At 68.7% G+C, this 15891-nt stretch carries 16 protein-coding genes; 9 read left to right on the top strand and 7 right to left on the bottom strand.

Features of this window, described 5'->3' with window-relative positions; translation table 11 throughout:
* Window positions 1-9 precede the first annotated feature (9 nt).
* The 4 genes from NX1_RS25440 (at window position 10) to ligD (ending at window position 3923) form a co-directional block, all read left to right on the top strand.
* Window positions 10-1110 carry an SPFH domain-containing protein gene (locus NX1_RS25440; protein ID WP_068064168.1) on the top strand — a complete coding sequence of 367 codons (1101 nt, stop codon included), beginning with the start codon at window positions 10-12 and terminating at the stop codon, window positions 1108-1110.
* A 38-nt stretch (window positions 1111-1148) separates the two neighbouring features.
* Entirely contained in the window at window positions 1149-1538 is a 390-nt protein-coding gene (locus NX1_RS25435) for a cold-shock protein (RefSeq protein ID WP_373864913.1), read from the top strand.
* A 221-nt stretch (window positions 1539-1759) separates the two neighbouring features.
* On the top strand, window positions 1760-2848 hold the full coding sequence (locus tag NX1_RS25430) for an ATP-dependent DNA ligase (protein ID WP_218024183.1): 1089 nt from the start codon (window positions 1760-1762) through the stop codon (window positions 2846-2848).
* 73 nt (window positions 2849-2921) lie between these two features.
* The gene (gene ligD / locus NX1_RS25425; RefSeq protein ID WP_068064165.1) at window positions 2922-3923 is read left to right on the top strand and encodes a non-homologous end-joining DNA ligase; all 1002 of its coding nucleotides are present in this window, start codon (window positions 2922-2924) and stop codon (window positions 3921-3923) included.
* A 13-nt stretch (window positions 3924-3936) separates the two neighbouring features.
* Here the strand turns inward: ligD and NX1_RS25420 are convergent, their stop codons facing one another.
* Window positions 3937-4614 carry a hypothetical protein gene (locus tag NX1_RS25420; RefSeq protein ID WP_068064164.1) on the bottom strand — a complete coding sequence of 226 codons (678 nt, stop codon included), beginning with the start codon at window positions 4612-4614 and terminating at the stop codon, window positions 3937-3939.
* Between the two features lie 222 nt (window positions 4615-4836).
* Here NX1_RS25420 and NX1_RS25415 point away from each other — a divergent pair, with 222 nt between their 5' ends.
* A complete protein-coding gene (locus NX1_RS25415; RefSeq protein ID WP_068064163.1) occupies window positions 4837-5190 on the top strand; it encodes a hypothetical protein in 354 nt (117 codons plus the stop codon).
* 781 nt (window positions 5191-5971) lie between these two features.
* On the opposite strand, the gene NX1_RS25410 is transcribed toward NX1_RS25415, so the two are convergent.
* The 3 genes from NX1_RS25410 to NX1_RS25400 form a co-directional block, all read right to left on the bottom strand.
* Window positions 5972-6646, bottom strand: coding sequence for a TetR/AcrR family transcriptional regulator (locus NX1_RS25410; RefSeq protein ID WP_068064161.1), 675 nt, complete (start codon window positions 6644-6646; stop codon window positions 5972-5974).
* Window positions 6630-7775, bottom strand: coding sequence for an acyl-CoA dehydrogenase family protein (locus NX1_RS25405; RefSeq protein ID WP_068064159.1), 1146 nt, complete (start codon window positions 7773-7775; stop codon window positions 6630-6632). Before NX1_RS25405 ends, NX1_RS25410 begins: the two co-directional genes overlap by 17 nt.
* A 131-nt stretch (window positions 7776-7906) precedes the next feature.
* A complete protein-coding gene (locus NX1_RS25400; protein WP_068064157.1) occupies window positions 7907-8602 on the bottom strand; it encodes a TetR/AcrR family transcriptional regulator in 696 nt (231 codons plus the stop codon).
* Window positions 8603-8787: 185 nt separating this feature from the next.
* Between NX1_RS25400 and NX1_RS25395 the strand changes: the two genes are divergently transcribed.
* The gene (locus NX1_RS25395; RefSeq protein ID WP_084501758.1) at window positions 8788-9726 is read left to right on the top strand and encodes an alpha/beta fold hydrolase; all 939 of its coding nucleotides are present in this window, start codon (window positions 8788-8790) and stop codon (window positions 9724-9726) included.
* Between the two features lie 24 nt (window positions 9727-9750).
* Here NX1_RS25395 and NX1_RS25390 read toward each other — a convergent pair whose 3' ends face one another.
* Window positions 9751-10257 carry a flavin reductase family protein gene (locus NX1_RS25390; RefSeq protein WP_068064231.1) on the bottom strand — a complete coding sequence of 169 codons (507 nt, stop codon included), beginning with the start codon at window positions 10255-10257 and terminating at the stop codon, window positions 9751-9753.
* A gap of 80 nt (window positions 10258-10337) precedes the next feature.
* Entirely contained in the window at window positions 10338-11003 is a 666-nt protein-coding gene (locus NX1_RS25385; RefSeq protein ID WP_068064229.1) for a PRC-barrel domain-containing protein, read from the bottom strand.
* 270 nt (window positions 11004-11273) lie between these two features.
* On the opposite strand from NX1_RS25385, the gene NX1_RS25380 reads away from it, so the two are divergent.
* Together NX1_RS25380 and NX1_RS25375 are read left to right on the top strand one after the other, a co-directional pair.
* A complete protein-coding gene (locus tag NX1_RS25380) occupies window positions 11274-12704 on the top strand; it encodes an SDR family oxidoreductase (protein ID WP_068064155.1) in 1431 nt (476 codons plus the stop codon).
* A 70-nt stretch (window positions 12705-12774) separates the two neighbouring features.
* Entirely contained in the window at window positions 12775-13569 is a 795-nt protein-coding gene (locus NX1_RS25375; RefSeq protein WP_068064152.1) for an O-methyltransferase, read from the top strand.
* Window positions 13570-13605: 36 nt separating this feature from the next.
* Here the strand turns inward: NX1_RS25375 and NX1_RS25370 are convergent, their stop codons facing one another.
* The gene (locus NX1_RS25370; protein WP_245668677.1) at window positions 13606-14382 is read right to left on the bottom strand and encodes a thioesterase II family protein; all 777 of its coding nucleotides are present in this window, start codon (window positions 14380-14382) and stop codon (window positions 13606-13608) included.
* Between the two features lie 40 nt (window positions 14383-14422).
* Between NX1_RS25370 and NX1_RS25365 the strand changes: the two genes are divergently transcribed.
* Window positions 14423-15769, top strand: a complete 1347-nt coding sequence (locus NX1_RS25365) for a CoA transferase (protein ID WP_169812282.1) — start codon at window positions 14423-14425, stop codon at window positions 15767-15769.
* Window positions 15770-15891: the final 122 nt, after the last annotated feature.

Genomic DNA, 15891 nt, shown 5'->3' with positions numbered 1-15891 from the left:
GAGACAGACGTGCTGGGCTATCACGTGCCGGACCCGGACGAGGCGATGCTCGTCAGCGGCGCCAAGAGCAAGGACAACGCGCCGTTCAAGGTGATCATCGGCCGCGGGGCGTGGGCGGTTCCGCTGTTCCGCAAAGTCAGCTATTTGTCGCTGGCCATGTTCGAGGCGGAGATCAAGGAACGCTGCGTCACCAAGCAGGCCATCCAGCTGGATGTCCGCGCGGTGATCGCGTTCAAGGTCGCCAACGACACCCAGTCGATCGTGAACGCAGCGCAGCGCTTCCTCTCCGAGCAGGAACGGGAGATGTCGGTGCTCACCGGACGGATCTTTTCCGGTCACCTGCGCTCGATCGTCGGTTCCATGACGGTCGAGGAGATCATCAGGGAACGCCAGAAGCTGGCCGACGAGGTGCTGGTCGCCTCGAAGGTCGAGATGAGCAATATCGGGCTGTGGGTGGATTCCTTCCAGATCCAATCCATCGACGACGGCAATCTCGGCTACATCAACGCGCTGGCCGCGCCGCACAATGCCGCGGTGCAGCGCAATGCGCAGATCGCCCAGGCGCAGGCCGCCCAGCGGGCCGCGGAGGCCGAACAGGAATCGCTGCGCAGGCAGGCCGAATACCAGCGCGAGACCGCCATCCTCAAAGCCCAGTACCAGCGCGACATCGACAAGGCCAACGCCGAGGCGGCGCAGGCCGGACCGCTGGCCGAGGCCATCGCGATGCAGGAGGTGCTCACCGCGCAGGCCGAGCAGGCGCGCAAAGAGGCGCAGCTGCGCGAGCAGCAGTTGCAGGCCGAGGTGGTGAAACCCGCTCAGGCCGAGGCGGATCGGGTGCGCATCCTGGCCGAGGCGGAAGCCGATCGCACCAGGATCCAGGCCGAGGCCGCGGCCTCGAACAACCGGATCGCGCTCGACCAGCTGCTCATCGAACAGCTGCCGGAAATCGTCAAACAGGCCTCGAACGGTCTGGCAAACGCCAATCTCACCGTGCTCAACGGACCCGACGGTGTCGGCGAATTGGTGAACGGAATGGTCGGTCAGGGACTCACCGTGTTCAACTCTCTGCAAAAGGCGCTTTCGAACAACGAAGCGGATAATGCGAGCTAGAGTGGCCGGGTAGCGACGGCGGCGAGGAGCGGGTGTTGGTGTCCATCGGGAAATTGGTGTCGTTCGACAGCTCTCGGGGGTTCGGGTTCATTCGACCGGAAGACGGTGGACCGGATGTGTTCGTGCACGTGAACGACATCGGGCTGGACGAGGACGAACTGCGCCAGGGCCGGGTCTTCGAATTCGACGTCACCGAGGGCGACCGCGGGCCGAAGGCGGTCAATCTCAGCGCGGTCGGCGGGGCGTCGGCCGCACCGCCCCGCCACAAGAAGGACAGGTCGTCGACCGGCCAGCTCACCGCCGCCGAGCACAAGCGCCTGATCACCGAGCTACTGCTCGACGCCAGCCCCGCGCTCACCGCCGGGGAAATACTCACCATCCGCGACCGTCTCACCGCCTTCGCCGATCAGCACGGCTGGCTGGACTGACCCGCCGCCCGGCGGTAACCACACACCCCTCCGCGCCGACTACGCCCAGCTGACGGTTCCAGCCGGGGAATTGCCGGTGAACGGCGCGCGCCCGGATTTCGAAGTCCTCCTCCTTGTCGTACCCGGGCTCTACGATCGACCGGGACGACCCGCTCCGCACCGATGAATTCGCGTCGGCCACGACGTCGACACGGGTGAGGACCAGACCCGAGGAGGAACGTGTGGACCTACCGGTGATGCCACCCGTCCGGCCGATGCTGGCCAAGACCGCGCCGTCCGTGCCGCGCGAGCCGGGCCTGAGCTATGAGCCCAAGTGGGACGGATTCCGCTGCGTGGTGTTCCGCGACGGCGACGATGTCGAGCTCGGTTCCCGCAACGACCGCCCGCTGACCAGGTATTTTCCCGAAGTCGCCGAACTGTTGAAGCAGGCGCTGCCGGACAAGTGCGTGGTGGACGGCGAGATCGTGGTGGTCACCGAGCACGGCCTGGATTTCGACACACTGCAGAATCGGCTGCATCCGGCCGCGTCCCGGGTGAACAAGCTGTCGGTGGAGACACCGGCCAGTTTCGTCGCCTTCGATCTGCTCGCGCTCGGCGACAAGGATCTCACCGGCGAACCGTTCGCCGAACGCAGGCGGTTGCTGGAGACGATCCTCGACACCGCGCTCGCCCGCGTCCACCTGACGCCGCTCACCCGCGATGCCGACGTGGCCGAGGACTGGTTCACCCGCTTCGAGGGCGCCGGTTTCGACGGGGTCATGGTCAAGGCCGATGCCCTGCCATACCAGCAGGACAAGCGGGTGATGCTGAAGGTCAAACACGAACGCACCGCCGATTGCGTGGTCGCGGGATTCCGCTGGCACAAGGACGGCGAGGGTGTCGGCTCGCTGCTGCTCGGACTGTTCGACGACGAAGGCCGCCTGCACCACGTCGGCGTGGCGAGCAGTTTCACCGCCGCCAAGCGCAAAGCGCTCGTCGAGGAGCTGAAACCGTTGCGGGAGAACGCTTTGGCGAATCATCCGTGGCGGGACTGGGCCGACGCCGCCGCACAGGCCAAGGCGGACGGCAAGATGCCGGGCGGGGTGAGCCGCTGGACCGGCGGCAAGGATCTGTCCTGGGAGGCGCTGCGGCCGGAACTGGTCGCCGAGGTCCGCTACGAGCACGTGCAGTCCGGCAGGCTGCGCCACGGCGGCAGGCTGGTGCGCTTCCGGTCCGATCGCACACCGGATTCGTGTACCTACGCCCAACTGGACGAGGTGGCACCCGCCGAGCTGAGCGCTATCTTCACCGAGACCGGGGCGACCCGATGAGCGAACGAAGTGAGCGAATCAAGTGCCAGCGCGCCTCGCGCATGCCGGAGCCGAGCGCCAGCGAGGTGAAGGCATGAGCGAGTCGGTGGACATCGAGGTCGACGGCAGAACCGTGACGATCAGCAATCCCGGCAAGGTCTACTTCACCAAACGCGGCGAGACCAAGCTCGACCTGGTGCGCTACTACCAGGCGGTGGCCGGGCCGTTCCTCGGCGTCGTGCGGGACCGGCCGCTGCTGCTGGAGCGCTATCCCGATGGGGCGTCGGGCAAGTCCTGGTTCCAGAAGCGGGTGCCCAAATCCGCGCCCGACTGGCTGCACACCGTCGAGGTCTCCACCCCGAACGGCACCACCAGCGACGCGCTGGTCGCCCACGATCTCGCGCACATTCTGTGGGCCGTCAACCAGGGCTGCCTGGGCTTCCACGTCTGGCCCAATCACGTCGCCGATCTGCGCATCGCCGACGAATTGCGCATCGACCTCGATCCCGCCCCCGGTATCACCTTCGAGGATCTGAAGCACGCCGCCGTGCTCACCAGGGACCTGTTCGCCGAACTCGGCATCGAGTCCCGGGTCAAGACCTCGGGGTCGCGCGGCCTGCACATCTATGTGGCGCTGCAAGAGAAATGGGACGGCTACCAGGTGCGGGCGGCCGCCGTCGCGCTGGCCAGGGAACTCGAGCGCAGGCACCCCGATCGGATCACCGCGCAGTGGTGGAAAGAGGAGCGCGGCCACCGGGTGTTCGTCGACTTCAACCAGAACGCGCCGCACAAAACTGTGTTCGGCGCGTGGTGCGTGCGTCCGAAGGTGGGCGCGCAGGTCTCGACGCCGATCTCCTGGGACGATCTGGCCACCGTCGCACCGGACGAGCTGACCATCGCGACCGTCCCCGCCCGGCTCGCCGCGCACGGCGACCCCTGGGCCGACCGGGCGCCCCAGTCCATCGAACCGCTGCTCGAGATGTCCGACCGCGACATGGCCGCCGGCCTGATGGACGCGCCCTGGCCACCGCAGTACCCGAAGATGCCAAACGAGCCGCCGCGTGTGCAGCCCAGCCGGGCGAAGAAGGCGGACTGAGGGCCCGGCGCGGCTAATCCGTCCAGAGCACCCAGACCCCGCCCCGGCCCTGGGTCTCGCACACCAGGGCGCGACCGTCCGACGTGCGGCCGGTCTTGGCGACCGAGGAGTCGCACTTCGAGCCCGCTTCGTAGACGCCGGTGCCGACGTTGTAGGGGCCCGACCACTGGTAGCCGCTTTCGGCGGACGCGTTCGCAAGGCATAGCAGCGTGCCACCGTCTGCCGCGGACCCGATCAGGGCCGCTTGGGTTTCGGTGCAGGCCCCGCCCTTGCGCGCCGCCGGCTGGGTGGTGGTCGCGGGCGGCGGCGGAGCGAGCGTGGTCGGCGCCGAAGTGGTGGCGACCGTCGTCACCTGGGCGGTGGTCGTCGCTGTCGCCTGACCGGCCCGCGAAACGCTGTCGGGCAAGACATTTCCGGCCATGACGAAGAATCCCGCCACCGCCGCTATCTCGGCCGCGCCGAGCAACAGCGCGAAACAGGCCATCACGCGGCCGCGCGGGTGACTGAAGGCGATGAACCCGAAGACGATCGCGACCGGGAACAGCGCGAGCAGTGCGGCCACCAGCGCGACGATCGCGTAGGGATTGACGATCGGCCGCGACTCGTACAGGTGCGGATCGTCCGGTTCCTGCTCGTCCGGCCAAGTCTCCGGCCAGCGCTCGCGCTCCTGCCACTGTTGCGTGCGTGCCATTCAGGTCCCTCTCGCGTCAAAACTCTCGCGCAGGAACCCGGGCTGTCCGGCCCCGCCCGATACGCAGACAGAATACGGAGGAAATGCCGCAATAAGACCGAATTGTCTGATCGGATCGGAATAACGAACTCGGCACAACGCTCGCTCCCGCGGCGCGACAGGTTCATGCTGAGCTAGCGGTGATATCGCTGATAATGCGCTGGTTCACCTCAGGAGGAACCGATGCCCGAACCTACCGCTTCACCGGGCGACGAAAAGCGGCTCTGGCATGCCCAAGCGGGCGATATGCTCGACGATAACCACAACATGCCCGGAATTGTGCTGTGCGCACTCGGGGTCGTCGCGATGGCGTGCACATTGACCGCGGCGGGGTACGGCTATCCCGGCTGGACGCGGCTCGGCGCGATCGCCACGGCGCTGCTGTGGTCTCTCGGAGTCGGCGCGCTGATGATCGAACATCGGCGGCAGCAAATGATCGAACTACGCTACGGCAGGCAGGGCCACGCGCCAGGCGGCCTGCGTCCGGTGCACTACAGCGCCGCACGCCGCCCCGAACGCCTGAGCCGACCGCGTTAGCCGGCCCAGGCTATCCGACATACAGCGAGCTCGACGATCTCAGATACACCAAACGACGCTGCCGAGCGGCACGCAGAGGACGACGGACCCCCCGGCCGGAGTGGCTGCGGCGGAAACCGGAGTCACTTGCGCGGGAGAAGAATCCGCCGAGGCCGCGGGAGCCGCGAGGAAACACAGCGGGAGAGCTATCGCGGTCGCAGCGGCGGTTTTGATGATTTTGCCAGACATGTGCAATCCCTTGATTCGATCGAATAGTTCACGAGTGCCCGAGACAGCCGTTTGGGGTGGTGGGCCGGGGGCGCCTCGCCGATAGCCCGGAGCAGTTCTGCCGACGGGCTACCCCGCCGAGCCCTGGTGGGCAGGCGTGGTCTGCCGGTCGCCGGGGGATGTCCCCGTGAGCGCATGCCGAGAAGTCGCGAGGTCGTAGTCGCTGACGTCCATCTCTGGTCACCCAGGTCTGCCGAGGGCGGACAGGGCGGCACGACGCCCACGCGTCCAGATCGGCACGCCGACCGGCAACTGGCCGGTGCGTGATCATCAGGTAACGGGCTCTCCGCGGGTCGCGAGCAAACCGACGGGAACGCCGCCACGACCGCGACGACGGTCCACCCTGGTTCAGCGGCGGAAAGGCGTCCAGATCAGCTTACTTCCGGCTACCAAATGTGAAAACAGAAACGGCAAATATTTCGAGTACTCTTCTCCGGCCAAATGGCCGATCCGACCGAGCGATTCCGGCAGATCGGGCATCGTGCGCGCCGTGCGACGCCGCCCGCCCCCACGGTCAGCGCCGGCTGTCGACCTTCGGCATCGTCTCGGTGACCAGGGTGAACAGCATGTCGGCGAGCAGTTCGTGTACCTGTTCGCGGGTCAGATTGCCGCGGGTGATCCACTCTCGTCCCGCGACCTTCACCAGCCCACCGTAGGCCCGCACCATCGCGCGCAGTTCCGCACTGTGTGCAGAATCGGCCAGCCCGACCATCACCAGCGTGCGCTCGGCGGCGGCGTCGTCGGCCTCGTCGAGTATCTGCTGCACCTCGGGATCGTCGCCGACGCCCTCGTGGCTGGTGACCTTGACCCAGGTGCTGCCGTGCTCGCCGATGGTGTCGAGCAGCCAGTGCACGCTGGCGTCGACGCGCTCGCGATCGGTGCCGACCGGCGCGACCATGGCGTCCAGCTTGGGCAGGGTCACCATGCGGCGCACCACGGCGAGATACAGGTCGCGCTTGTTGCCGAAGTAATGGTTGATCAGGCCGCGGGCCACCCCGGCGCGCTGCGCGAGCTCCGCGGTGGACACCGCCGCGTAGGGACGCTCGCCGAACATGTCGATCGCGCAGGCGAGGATCTGCGCGCGCCGCTCGTCGGGTTCGAGCCTGCGCCTGCGCGGTGACCCGTCGGCGGCGGCGTTCGACGCCGCCGGGGAGGTTCCGCCGCTTCGGGTTTCAGAGAGACCGCGCAATGAGATCCTTCATCACTTCGTTGCTGCCCGCCAGGATGCGCAGGACGCGGGCGCCGGTGTAGAGCTGGGAAATCGGATACTCCGTCATATAGCCGTAGCCGCCGAACAATTGCAGGCAGCGATCGACAACGATACCGAGTTGGTCGGTGATCCAGTATTTGGACATGGCCGCGGTCGGGATGTCGAGCTCGCCGCGCAGATGCTTGACGATCGCGTCGTCGAGGAAAGTGCGGGAGACCTTGGCCAGCGTCGCGCACTCGGCGAGCTCGAACTTGGTGTTCTGCATCGCGAACAGCGGCTTGCCGAACGCCTCGCGTCCCTTGGTGTAGTCGACCGTCAGCTCGACGGCCTTCTCCATCATGGCGGTCGCGAGGATCGCGGTGACCAGCCGCTCCTGGGCCAGCAGCTGCATCATCTGGTAGAAACCCTGGCCCTCGGCCTCGCCGAGCAAGTTGGACGCGGGCACCCGGAGTCCGTCGAAGAACAGTTCGGCGGTGTCCTGCGCCTTGCCGCCGATCTTGTTCAGGATGCGGCCGCGGGTGAAGCCCGGGGTGTCGTCGCCGACCTCGGCGAAGATCAGCGAGACGCCCGCCGCTCCCTTCGACGGGTCTGTCTTGGCGGCGATGATGATGCCGTCGCAGAGCCAGCCGTTGGTGATGAAGATCTTCGAGCCGGTGATGACGTACTCGTCGCCTTCACGCACCGCGCGGGTCTTGATGTTCTGCAGATCCGAGCCGGTGCTCGGTTCGGTCATGCCGATGGAGAGCACCATCTCGCCGCTGGCCGCCTTGGGCAGCACCCGCCGCTTGAGGTCCTCGGACCCGAATTCGATGAGGTACGGCGCGATGATCGAACTGTGCACCGCCATGCCGAGCGAACCGTCGCCGGCGAAGGCCTGCTCTTCGATGATCGCCGCCTCGTGCGCGAATGTGCCGCCGCCACCGCCGAATTCGGCCGGGATCGCGGTGCACAACAGACCGAGCTCGCCCGCCCGGTTGTACAGATGCCGGTCGGGGTGGCCCTGCCCGACGAACTTCTCCTCGTGCGGGACGACTTCCTTCTCGAAGAACGTCCGTGCGAGGTCGCGCACGGCCTCCACCTCGTCGTCACTCCACGCGGCCCGTGCCATGGTCTCGATCCTTTGCTCACCTCGGCCCGGCCTCGATGCCGGTCCACCGCCATCAGATTCCAGCACTATTGGCAGCTTGTCAACAACTCGGCCGCGAGTTCGTCCCTGGTGATGCGAGGGACCGGGTCGGGTCAGCCCGTGGGGCGCTGAGAATTCACGGTGGCCAGGGTCGTGAAGATCGGCGAGTCGGGGTCGGCGGTGATGCCCTGCGCGCGCAGGAATCCGTCGATCAAACCCCAGACGAATTCGGCGGTACGGTCGACGAATTCGGCCGTGCCGGCCGGGTCGGGGCGGCCGGACTCGCCAAGCCACAGATCGGTGACGGCGACGACCGAACCGACGACGGCGCGGGCGAGATAGTCGACTCCCGCGGGGTCGATCGAGACGGATTCGGCGATCTCGCGGGCCTGCCGGGTGAAGCGATCCGCCGCCGCGCGACCGAGGTCGAATTGCAGCACCGAACCGTCTGCCCGCTGGCTCACCTGCGCCTGACCGAGAAAGCGAAAGACGTTGGGGTGCTGCCGAATACTGCTGGCGTATCCGGCCAGCAAGCGGCGCAGTGCGATACGCGGCGGTTGCAGCACCAGGGTGAGATTGCCACCCGCGCCGCCCGCGGCGGATCTGGCCATCCGGTCGCCGATCGCGGTGTACAGATCGGCTTTGTCGGCGAACCGCCGGTACAGGCGCGGTTTGGTGATGCCCGCTTCCTTGGCGATGTCGTCCATGCTCGGCCGTGGGCCGTCGCGATCGATGACCCGCACGGCCGCGTCGACGATCTCCTCGCGGGTGATCGTCGTCCTCGCGGTTCTGCCATGCGTGCGGGCCACGTGCGCAGCCTACCCGTACCGCCGGTACGCCTGCCGGCCACAGGCCATACCGGAGTGATCCAGCTCATATCATCGCCGATTCTCCGACCATTGCTCTCGTGCCTGACCACTGTCAGTATCGTGGAACGTACCGGCAGTACGTTCGGGACTCCGCACCCCCGATGGACAGTGACCGAGGCGAGTACATGACCGAATCGTTCGAAAGCATCGGACCGCGCGGGACACATCTCCCGCGACGAGCGCGCCGGATCCGCGGCGCCGACGGCGACCTCGCGGTCTTCGAATGGGGCGACCCGCGCGGCGTCCCGCTGGTCCTGATGCACGGTCTCAGCGACACCCATCTGGTGTGGCGCGAGGTCGCCACGCTGCTCGCCGACGACTTCCGCGTCGTCGCGTACGACGCACGCGGCCACGGCGACTCCGAAACACCCTCCGGCGCAAGCGCTTTCCGCCTCGATCGAATGGCCGACGATCTCTTCGCCGTGGTGGACGCGGTCAGCCCGAACCGGCCCGCGCACGTCTGCGGGCACGGATGGGGCGCGATCCAGGGGTGGGAGGCGGTCTGCGATCCGCGCGCCAACACCAGGATCGCCTCCTTCACCGCCATCTCCGGGCCCAACCTCGATCACCTCGGCGCCCAGCTGCGCGAGCTCGCCGCGCGGCCGCACCGGATCCGGCGGCTGGCGACCGACCGCAAGTTCTGGCGGCACGGCGCCGGCTCGGCACGCACGGCCGCGCTGCGCGTCACCTATCCACCCCGCGTCCGCACCTGGCTCATCGAACGGCTCGGCGGCATCCCAGCGGCACACGCGCCCATCGCACCGACCTGGCGCGCGGATCTGCTCACGGGCGCGCGCATCGTGCACGCCAATCTGGTGCCCAGGCTGGTGTGCCCGCGTCCGCGGTCGACCGCGGTGCCGGTGCAGATGGTGGTCGACACCACCGACGTGCTGGTCCCGCCGTTCCTCTACTACGGCAGCGCCCGCTGGGTGGACCGGCTGTGGCGCTGTTCGATCCCCGCCGACCACTGGCTCCCCAGCACCGATCCGCTGCTGGTCGCCGAGGCGGTCGGCAACTTCGTCGAAGACCTGGCCGCGGCCGACAGCAGCATGCCCCGCGGCTGACGCGGCACCGGCGACCGCGACGTCTCAGGCCTCGTGGCCCGGGGGAAGATCGGCGACCGCCCGGGTGCGCAGCGCGGGACGCGCCGAGTCGGCGGCGTGTCCCGCGGTCGGTTCGAGGACCACGCCGACGTGGTCGCCGAAGTCGTACCTGGCCAGGATCCGCCCGGTGAACCAGTACGGCGCTGCGCTCAGGATCGGCAGCCCGTGCGGGCCCTCGGTCCACTCGCAGCGCGCGAATTTGTCCGTGGTGTCGCCGGTTTCGGTGGCGAACAGCCGCGCGATCGGCCCGTCGTCCTCGGTCAGCAGGTGCACCGCGAGATATTCGGCGTCGGCGGCGACACGGAAGGTGTGGTTGTTCTCGGACAGACCGACCACGAAACGTGGCGGATCGATGCTCACCTGGGTACCGAAGCCGACCAGGCACCCCGCGCGGATTCCGCACGCCGCCGTGGTGACCACCCAGACGGGATAGTCCGCCGCGGCGAGCACCGCGTCGAACCCGGCGCGCGCCTGCTCGAGGTCGTTCTGCATCGACTGTCCCTTTCCGTGAACACCGGCCGCGGGCGCCGCCGAGGGATGCGCTTCGCCCCTCGACGACACCGGCGCGCCGGTCACCACCGATACGGTTCGCGGGTTTCGTCGATACCGTCGCCGCGTTCCGTGCGAATCCTGTCGGCCACGGCTTCTTCGTCGACAATGTCGTCTATCTCCAGCTGCACCGGTTCCGCCGGCACCAGTGCGTCGGGCGCGGACGACATCGCCACCGTCGATTCGTCCTCGACGTGTCCGCGGCCGCGCGCGGTGCCGGCAGCCTCGGGATCGGCGCCGATGTTCAACCGTTCCTCCGAACGGATCAGCTCCTCGTCGGTCCGGCCGCCGCTGTCGGCGGCCCACTCGGCGGCCGTGACCCGAGCGTTCACCGGGTGCTCGCCATAGGGCCTGCCGTAGGTCTTCCATGCCGAGAGGGCCGGGTCGATGTCGTAGTGCTCGAACAATTCTCGTTCGCTGCGCTGGCTGATGTTGCCGTCCTCGTCCAGGTACGGCGCGGATTTGACCTGATCCTTGCCGACCCGCACCTGCAGCGTCGCGCGCTCGCGCCGATGCTCGGCGCCTGCCAGCGGCACCAGCGCGTCGTGACCGAACAACCCCGTGGAGATGGCCACCCAGGTCGGGAAGCCGCTGGCGTTGTCCACGTAGATCCGCTTGACCTTGCCGACCTTGTCCCCGTCACGGTCGTAGACGATGTTGCCGAGTACCGAATCCAGCAGACTGCTCATGGTCTCCTCCTCGATCCTCATTCCGGGACGATTGCGGCGACCGGCCGAAAGGGCGATCGGCGAGACACCGCGGAGCTGCATGATCAATCGTTCACACAGCGACAACTACCCCCTGTCCCCACCGGCAAACAGTGCTCGGTCGAGCGTCTGTTTCGCCGCGGCCACGACCGGCGCCGGCGAACGAGGCACAGGCGGACCGCGACCGCCCGCGCGGGTTTGCGACAATGGGAACTTCGATTGCCCAGCTCACGAAGGACCTCCGCACACCCGATGGCCGACAGCAGTATCGATCCCGACGAGCTCGCCACCTGTCTTCGGGTACTCGACCAGGCCGGACAGTTGGACAAGGACCACCCGGATTCGCTGCTCGTGCAGCGAGCGGTCGGTCACATGTTCAAGAAGCTCAAGCAGCGCCGCCGCGTAGAAGCGCGCGACAAGGTCGCGACCGCGGACCGCGCGGTCGTCGCGGCCACCGCCACGGGCTCGCCGAATCGCATCGACGACGAGACCGCGGGCATTCCGCTGACCTCGACGGCCAAGGGCGCCAGCGCGGGCACCCTGCTCCGCCCCCGGCCCTGCTACATCTGCAAGCAGCGCTACACCCGCGTCGACGCCTTCTACCACCAGCTGTGCCCGGACTGCGCCGCGAGCAGCCACGCCAAGCGCGACGCGCGCACCGATCTCTCCGGCCGCCGCGCGCTGCTCACCGGCGGCCGCGCCAAGATCGGCATGTACATCGCGCTGCGGCTGCTGCGCGACGGCGCGCACACCACCATCACCACCCGCTTCCCCAACGACGCCATCCGCCGTTTCGCCGCGATGGACGACAGCGCCGACTGGCTGCACCGGCTGCGCATCGTCGGCATCGACCTGCGCGATCCGGCGCAGGTGGTGGCCCTCGCCGACGACATCGCCGCGCAGGGCCCGCTGGACATCCTGATCAACAACGCGGCGCAGACCGTGCGCCGCTCCCCCGGCGCCTACAGCGCCTTGGTGGAGGCCGAATCGGGTCCGCTGCCCGCGGGCGCGCTGCCCGATGTGGTGACCTTCGGCAAGACCATGCAGGCGCATCCGACCGCGCTCACCGCCTCGCTGGCGCCGACGCTCACCGCCGCTGATGTCGCCGAGCTCGCGCTGGTCGCGGGATCCGCCACCCCCGAACGGATTTCGCGCGGGGTGGCGATCGACGCGGGCGGGTTGGTGCCCGATCTCGCGCACACCAACAGCTGGGTGCAGACGGTCGGCGAGGTCGATCCGACCGAACTGCTCGAGGTCCAGCTGTGCAATTCGGTGGCGCCGTTCATCCTGGTGTCGCGCCTGCGTCCGGCCATGGCCGCAGCGTCGTCCCGCCGCAAGTACATCGTGAACGTCTCCGCCATGGAGGGTCAGTTCGGCCGCGGATACAAGGGCCCTGGCCACCCGCACACCAATATGGCCAAGGCCGCGCTGAACATGCTGACCCGCACCAGCGCCAAGGAGATGTTCGAGTCCGACTCGATCCTGATGACGGCCGTCGACACCGGCTGGATCACCGACGAGCGCCCGCACTACACCAAGATCCGCCTCGCCGACGAAGGCTTCCACGCCCCGCTCGACCTGGTGGACGGCGCCGCCCGCGTCTACGACCCGATCGTGCAAGGCGAGGACGGCGTCGACCTCTACGGGTGCTTCCTCAAGGACTATCAGCCCTCACCGTGGTGAGCCTCCGCCGCCGGACGGCGCCGGACGAGCAAGATCGGTGGTGACACGGTCACCACGACTTGGAGGGCGCATGGCGGACAGGACTGGATCGCGCCGGACCGGACTCGGCGCGCTGCTGCGCGACAAAGCCCCGTTCCTGCGCTGGTCGACGATCCGCTTCGCGCTCGGCGGCCGGTCGGTGCTGCGCACCGGGCAGGTGGGCGACGGGCGCGAGGAGGCGGTGCGACAGCACGTGCTCGACACCGCGACACCCGGCGATCCCGACAGCGTGCTCGCCGCGATCGACGATTTCGCGCGCACCCGCAGCATCCTGATGAACGTCGGCGATGAGAAGGGCCTGCTGCTCGACGCCGCGGTCCGGCGCGCGAAGCCGCTGCTCGCGCTGGAACTGGGCGCGTACTGCGGATACAGCGCGGTGCGCACCGGACGGTTGCTGCCGCCGCGCGGACGGCTGGTATCGGTGGAGGCCAGCGCCGCCAACGCGGCGATCGCGACCGACGTCATCGCGCACGCCGGACTCGCCGACCGGGTCGAGGTGGTGGTCGGCAAGATCGGCGACGGCGGAGCGACCATGCGCAGGCTCGCCGTGGACCACGGATTCGCCTCGAGCGCGGTCGATTTCGTCTTCCTCGACCACCTGAAGACCGCGTATCTGCCCGATCTGCTCGCGCTGCTCACCGTGAACTGGTTGCACCCGGGCTCCATCGTGGTCGCCGACAACGTGCGGATCCCTGGTGCGCCGCGGTACCTGCGCTACATGCGTGGGCAGGAGGGCAAGACCTGGCGCACCATGGAACACCGCACTCACGTCGAATACCAATCCCTGCTACACGATCTCGTCCTCGAATCGGAGTATCTCGGCTGATCGCGGCGGCGGTGCGGGACGAACCGCCGCCGCGGGCTACCGGGCGCGGCGTGCGCTGTCGGCGAGTTGCCGAGTGACGAAATCGGCTACCGCGCCGACGTGTTCGTCGAGATAGAAGTGGCCGCCGGGGAAGATCTCGCGGGCGAACGCGCCCGAGGTGAACGTCCGCCATTCGTCGGCCTGCTCGGGTGTCGTGGTCGGGTCGTCGATGCTGACCAGTGCGGCGAGGTCGCAGGCGAGCGGCTCGCCCTGCCGGTGCCGATAGGTCTCCACGGCCTGGTAGTCGCTGCGCACGGCGGGCAGCACGAGATCGGCGAGTCCGGGCTCGGTGCGCAGCAGTGCGATCGGCGCCGGGTCGGCGGCGAGGCGCTCCAGGTCCGCGATGAGCGCCTCGTCGGAGTCCAGATGCAGGCGGCGGTGCTCGGCGAAAGTCGGTGCCGGACGGCCCGAGACGAACAGTGCGGCGAGTTCTTGCCCGCGTGCCTCCAGCCTGCGGGCCGTCTCGTAGGCCAGGGTGGCGCCCATGCTGTGCCCGAACAGCGCGAGACCGGACCGAGGACCGCGTCCCAGCAACTCTCCGGCGATCAGATCGGCGAGTGCGTGCAGATCCGGGACCGCCGCTTCGCCGAGCCGGTCCTGCCGTCCCGGATACTGGACGGCCAGTACCGCCACGCCGGAACCGAATTCGAGGGCAAGCTCACGGTAGGCCGCCGCCGAACCGCCGCCGGGCGGGAAACACACCAGGTAGTGGCGCGGCGCCGGGTCGCTTCGCATGACCCGCAGCCAATCGGTGGCGCTGATCGTCTCGTCCACGTCCGTCTCCTTCTCCGCCGGTGCCGCTAGTCTCGATCTGGTGAACGCGCACGCACGGCTGGTCCACGAGTACGAATCCGGAATCGGTGTTCCCATTTCCGGCATTACCCACTCCCCCGATCCCGGCAGCAATCTCGCTGCGACACTGCCGGTCTGGGCACTGGCGTCGGGTTCGGTGGCCGCGGTGGCGGCCGCGGCCAACCGGTTGCGCGACGCGCACGGACTCGCTCCCGTGCCGCATCGAATCGACCCGGAACGGATCACCGCCGCGTTCTCGAGCGACCGACTGCTGCGCGCGGACGGCCGCCAGGTGCCCATGTTCGCCGATCTCTCCGGATTCTTCCCCACTTTCGACGGTTGGGTGCGCACTCACGCCAACTATCCACATCACCGGACCCGGCTGCTCGCCGCGCTCGGCCTACCGGACGACGCGCCACTGGATCTGGCGGTCGCCCACATCGCCATGAGCCGCGCAGCCGATATCGAGGACAACGCCGCCATGGCCGGCGCGATCGCGGTCCAGGTACGCACCGAGGAGGAGTGGGCCGCCACGCCGCAGGCGGCGGCCGCCGCGTCTGGTCCGCTGGTCGCCATGCAGCCGCGACAGGACCGCGCGGGCGCCCCCTTCCGTTCCGAGGCAACACCTTTCCAGCCGCTACGCGGAGTGCGTGTGCTCGACATGACCCGCGTGATCGCGGGCCCGGTCGCGACCAGGACGCTCGCGCTGCTCGGCGCGGAAGTGCTGCGGGTGGATCCGCCGTGGCTGCCCGAGATCCCGTGGCAGTACGCCGACACCTGCCAGGGCAAGCACTCCGCGATGGTGGACCTGCGCGCCCACTCGGCGGTCTTCCACGACCTGCTCGCCTCGGCCGACGTGCTCGTCACCGGCTACCGGCCCGGCGCGCTGGAGCACGCCGGGCTGACCACCGCCGTGCGTCCCGGCCTGGTGCACGGCCGGGTCAGCGCCTGGGGTGAAGCCGGTCCGTGGGGCGGGCGCCGCGGCTTCGACAGCATCGTGCAGGCCGCCACCGGCATCTCCATTCTGGAAGGCGCGCCCTCGGTGCCCGGCGCGCTGCCCGCCCAGGCGCTCGACCACGCGTCCGGCTACCTGCTCGCGGCGGGCGTGATCGACGCCCTCGCCGCGCGCACCTACGACGGAATCGGCCGTGACGTGCGAGTCTCTCTGGCGCGCACGGCGTCCTGGCTCCTCGCCAACCCGGACCGCGGCCTGAGCCACGGCCCCGCCGCTGCGCCCAACCCGGAGTTGACCGTCAGCCACGGATCCCTGGTGACGGCCACGCCCGCCCTGGCCGAGTACCCGGATTACGCCTGGCCCGCACCGCAATACGGGGCCAGCGCACCGGCCTGGCCGGTGCGTACCCGGTAGCCGGCCGCCGCCTCACGATTGCGTTCAGGACGACCTCGGCGTTGTCCTCGGTCAGGTCGTCGGCGCGCATCTCGATCCGGCGCCACCGAATATTCGCCGTCCGATGGCAGGCGGAAAATCCC

It is taken from the genome of Nocardia xishanensis NBRC 101358, assembly GCF_001613365.1.
Taxonomy (GTDB): Bacteria; Actinomycetota; Actinomycetes; order Mycobacteriales; family Mycobacteriaceae; genus Nocardia; species Nocardia xishanensis.
This window is presented reverse-complemented; position numbering and strand designations above follow the sequence as displayed.

Coding starts and splice junctions, on each gene's coding strand:
- ligD (WP_068064165.1), top strand. CDS start 2,922: ATGAGCGAGTCGGTGGACATCGAGGTCGACGGCAGAACCGTGACGATC.
- NX1_RS25420 (WP_068064164.1), bottom strand. CDS start 4,614: ATGGCACGCACGCAACAGTGGCAGGAGCGCGAGCGCTGGCCGGAGACT.
- NX1_RS25415 (WP_068064163.1), top strand. CDS start 4,837: ATGCCCGAACCTACCGCTTCACCGGGCGACGAAAAGCGGCTCTGGCAT.
- NX1_RS25405 (WP_068064159.1), bottom strand. CDS start 7,775: ATGGCACGGGCCGCGTGGAGTGACGACGAGGTGGAGGCCGTGCGCGAC.
- NX1_RS25395 (WP_084501758.1), top strand. CDS start 8,788: ATGACCGAATCGTTCGAAAGCATCGGACCGCGCGGGACACATCTCCCG.
- NX1_RS25390 (WP_068064231.1), bottom strand. CDS start 10,257: ATGCAGAACGACCTCGAGCAGGCGCGCGCCGGGTTCGACGCGGTGCTC.
- NX1_RS25385 (WP_068064229.1), bottom strand. CDS start 11,003: ATGAGCAGTCTGCTGGATTCGGTACTCGGCAACATCGTCTACGACCGT.
- NX1_RS25380 (WP_068064155.1), top strand. CDS start 11,274: ATGGCCGACAGCAGTATCGATCCCGACGAGCTCGCCACCTGTCTTCGG.
- NX1_RS25375 (WP_068064152.1), top strand. CDS start 12,775: ATGGCGGACAGGACTGGATCGCGCCGGACCGGACTCGGCGCGCTGCTG.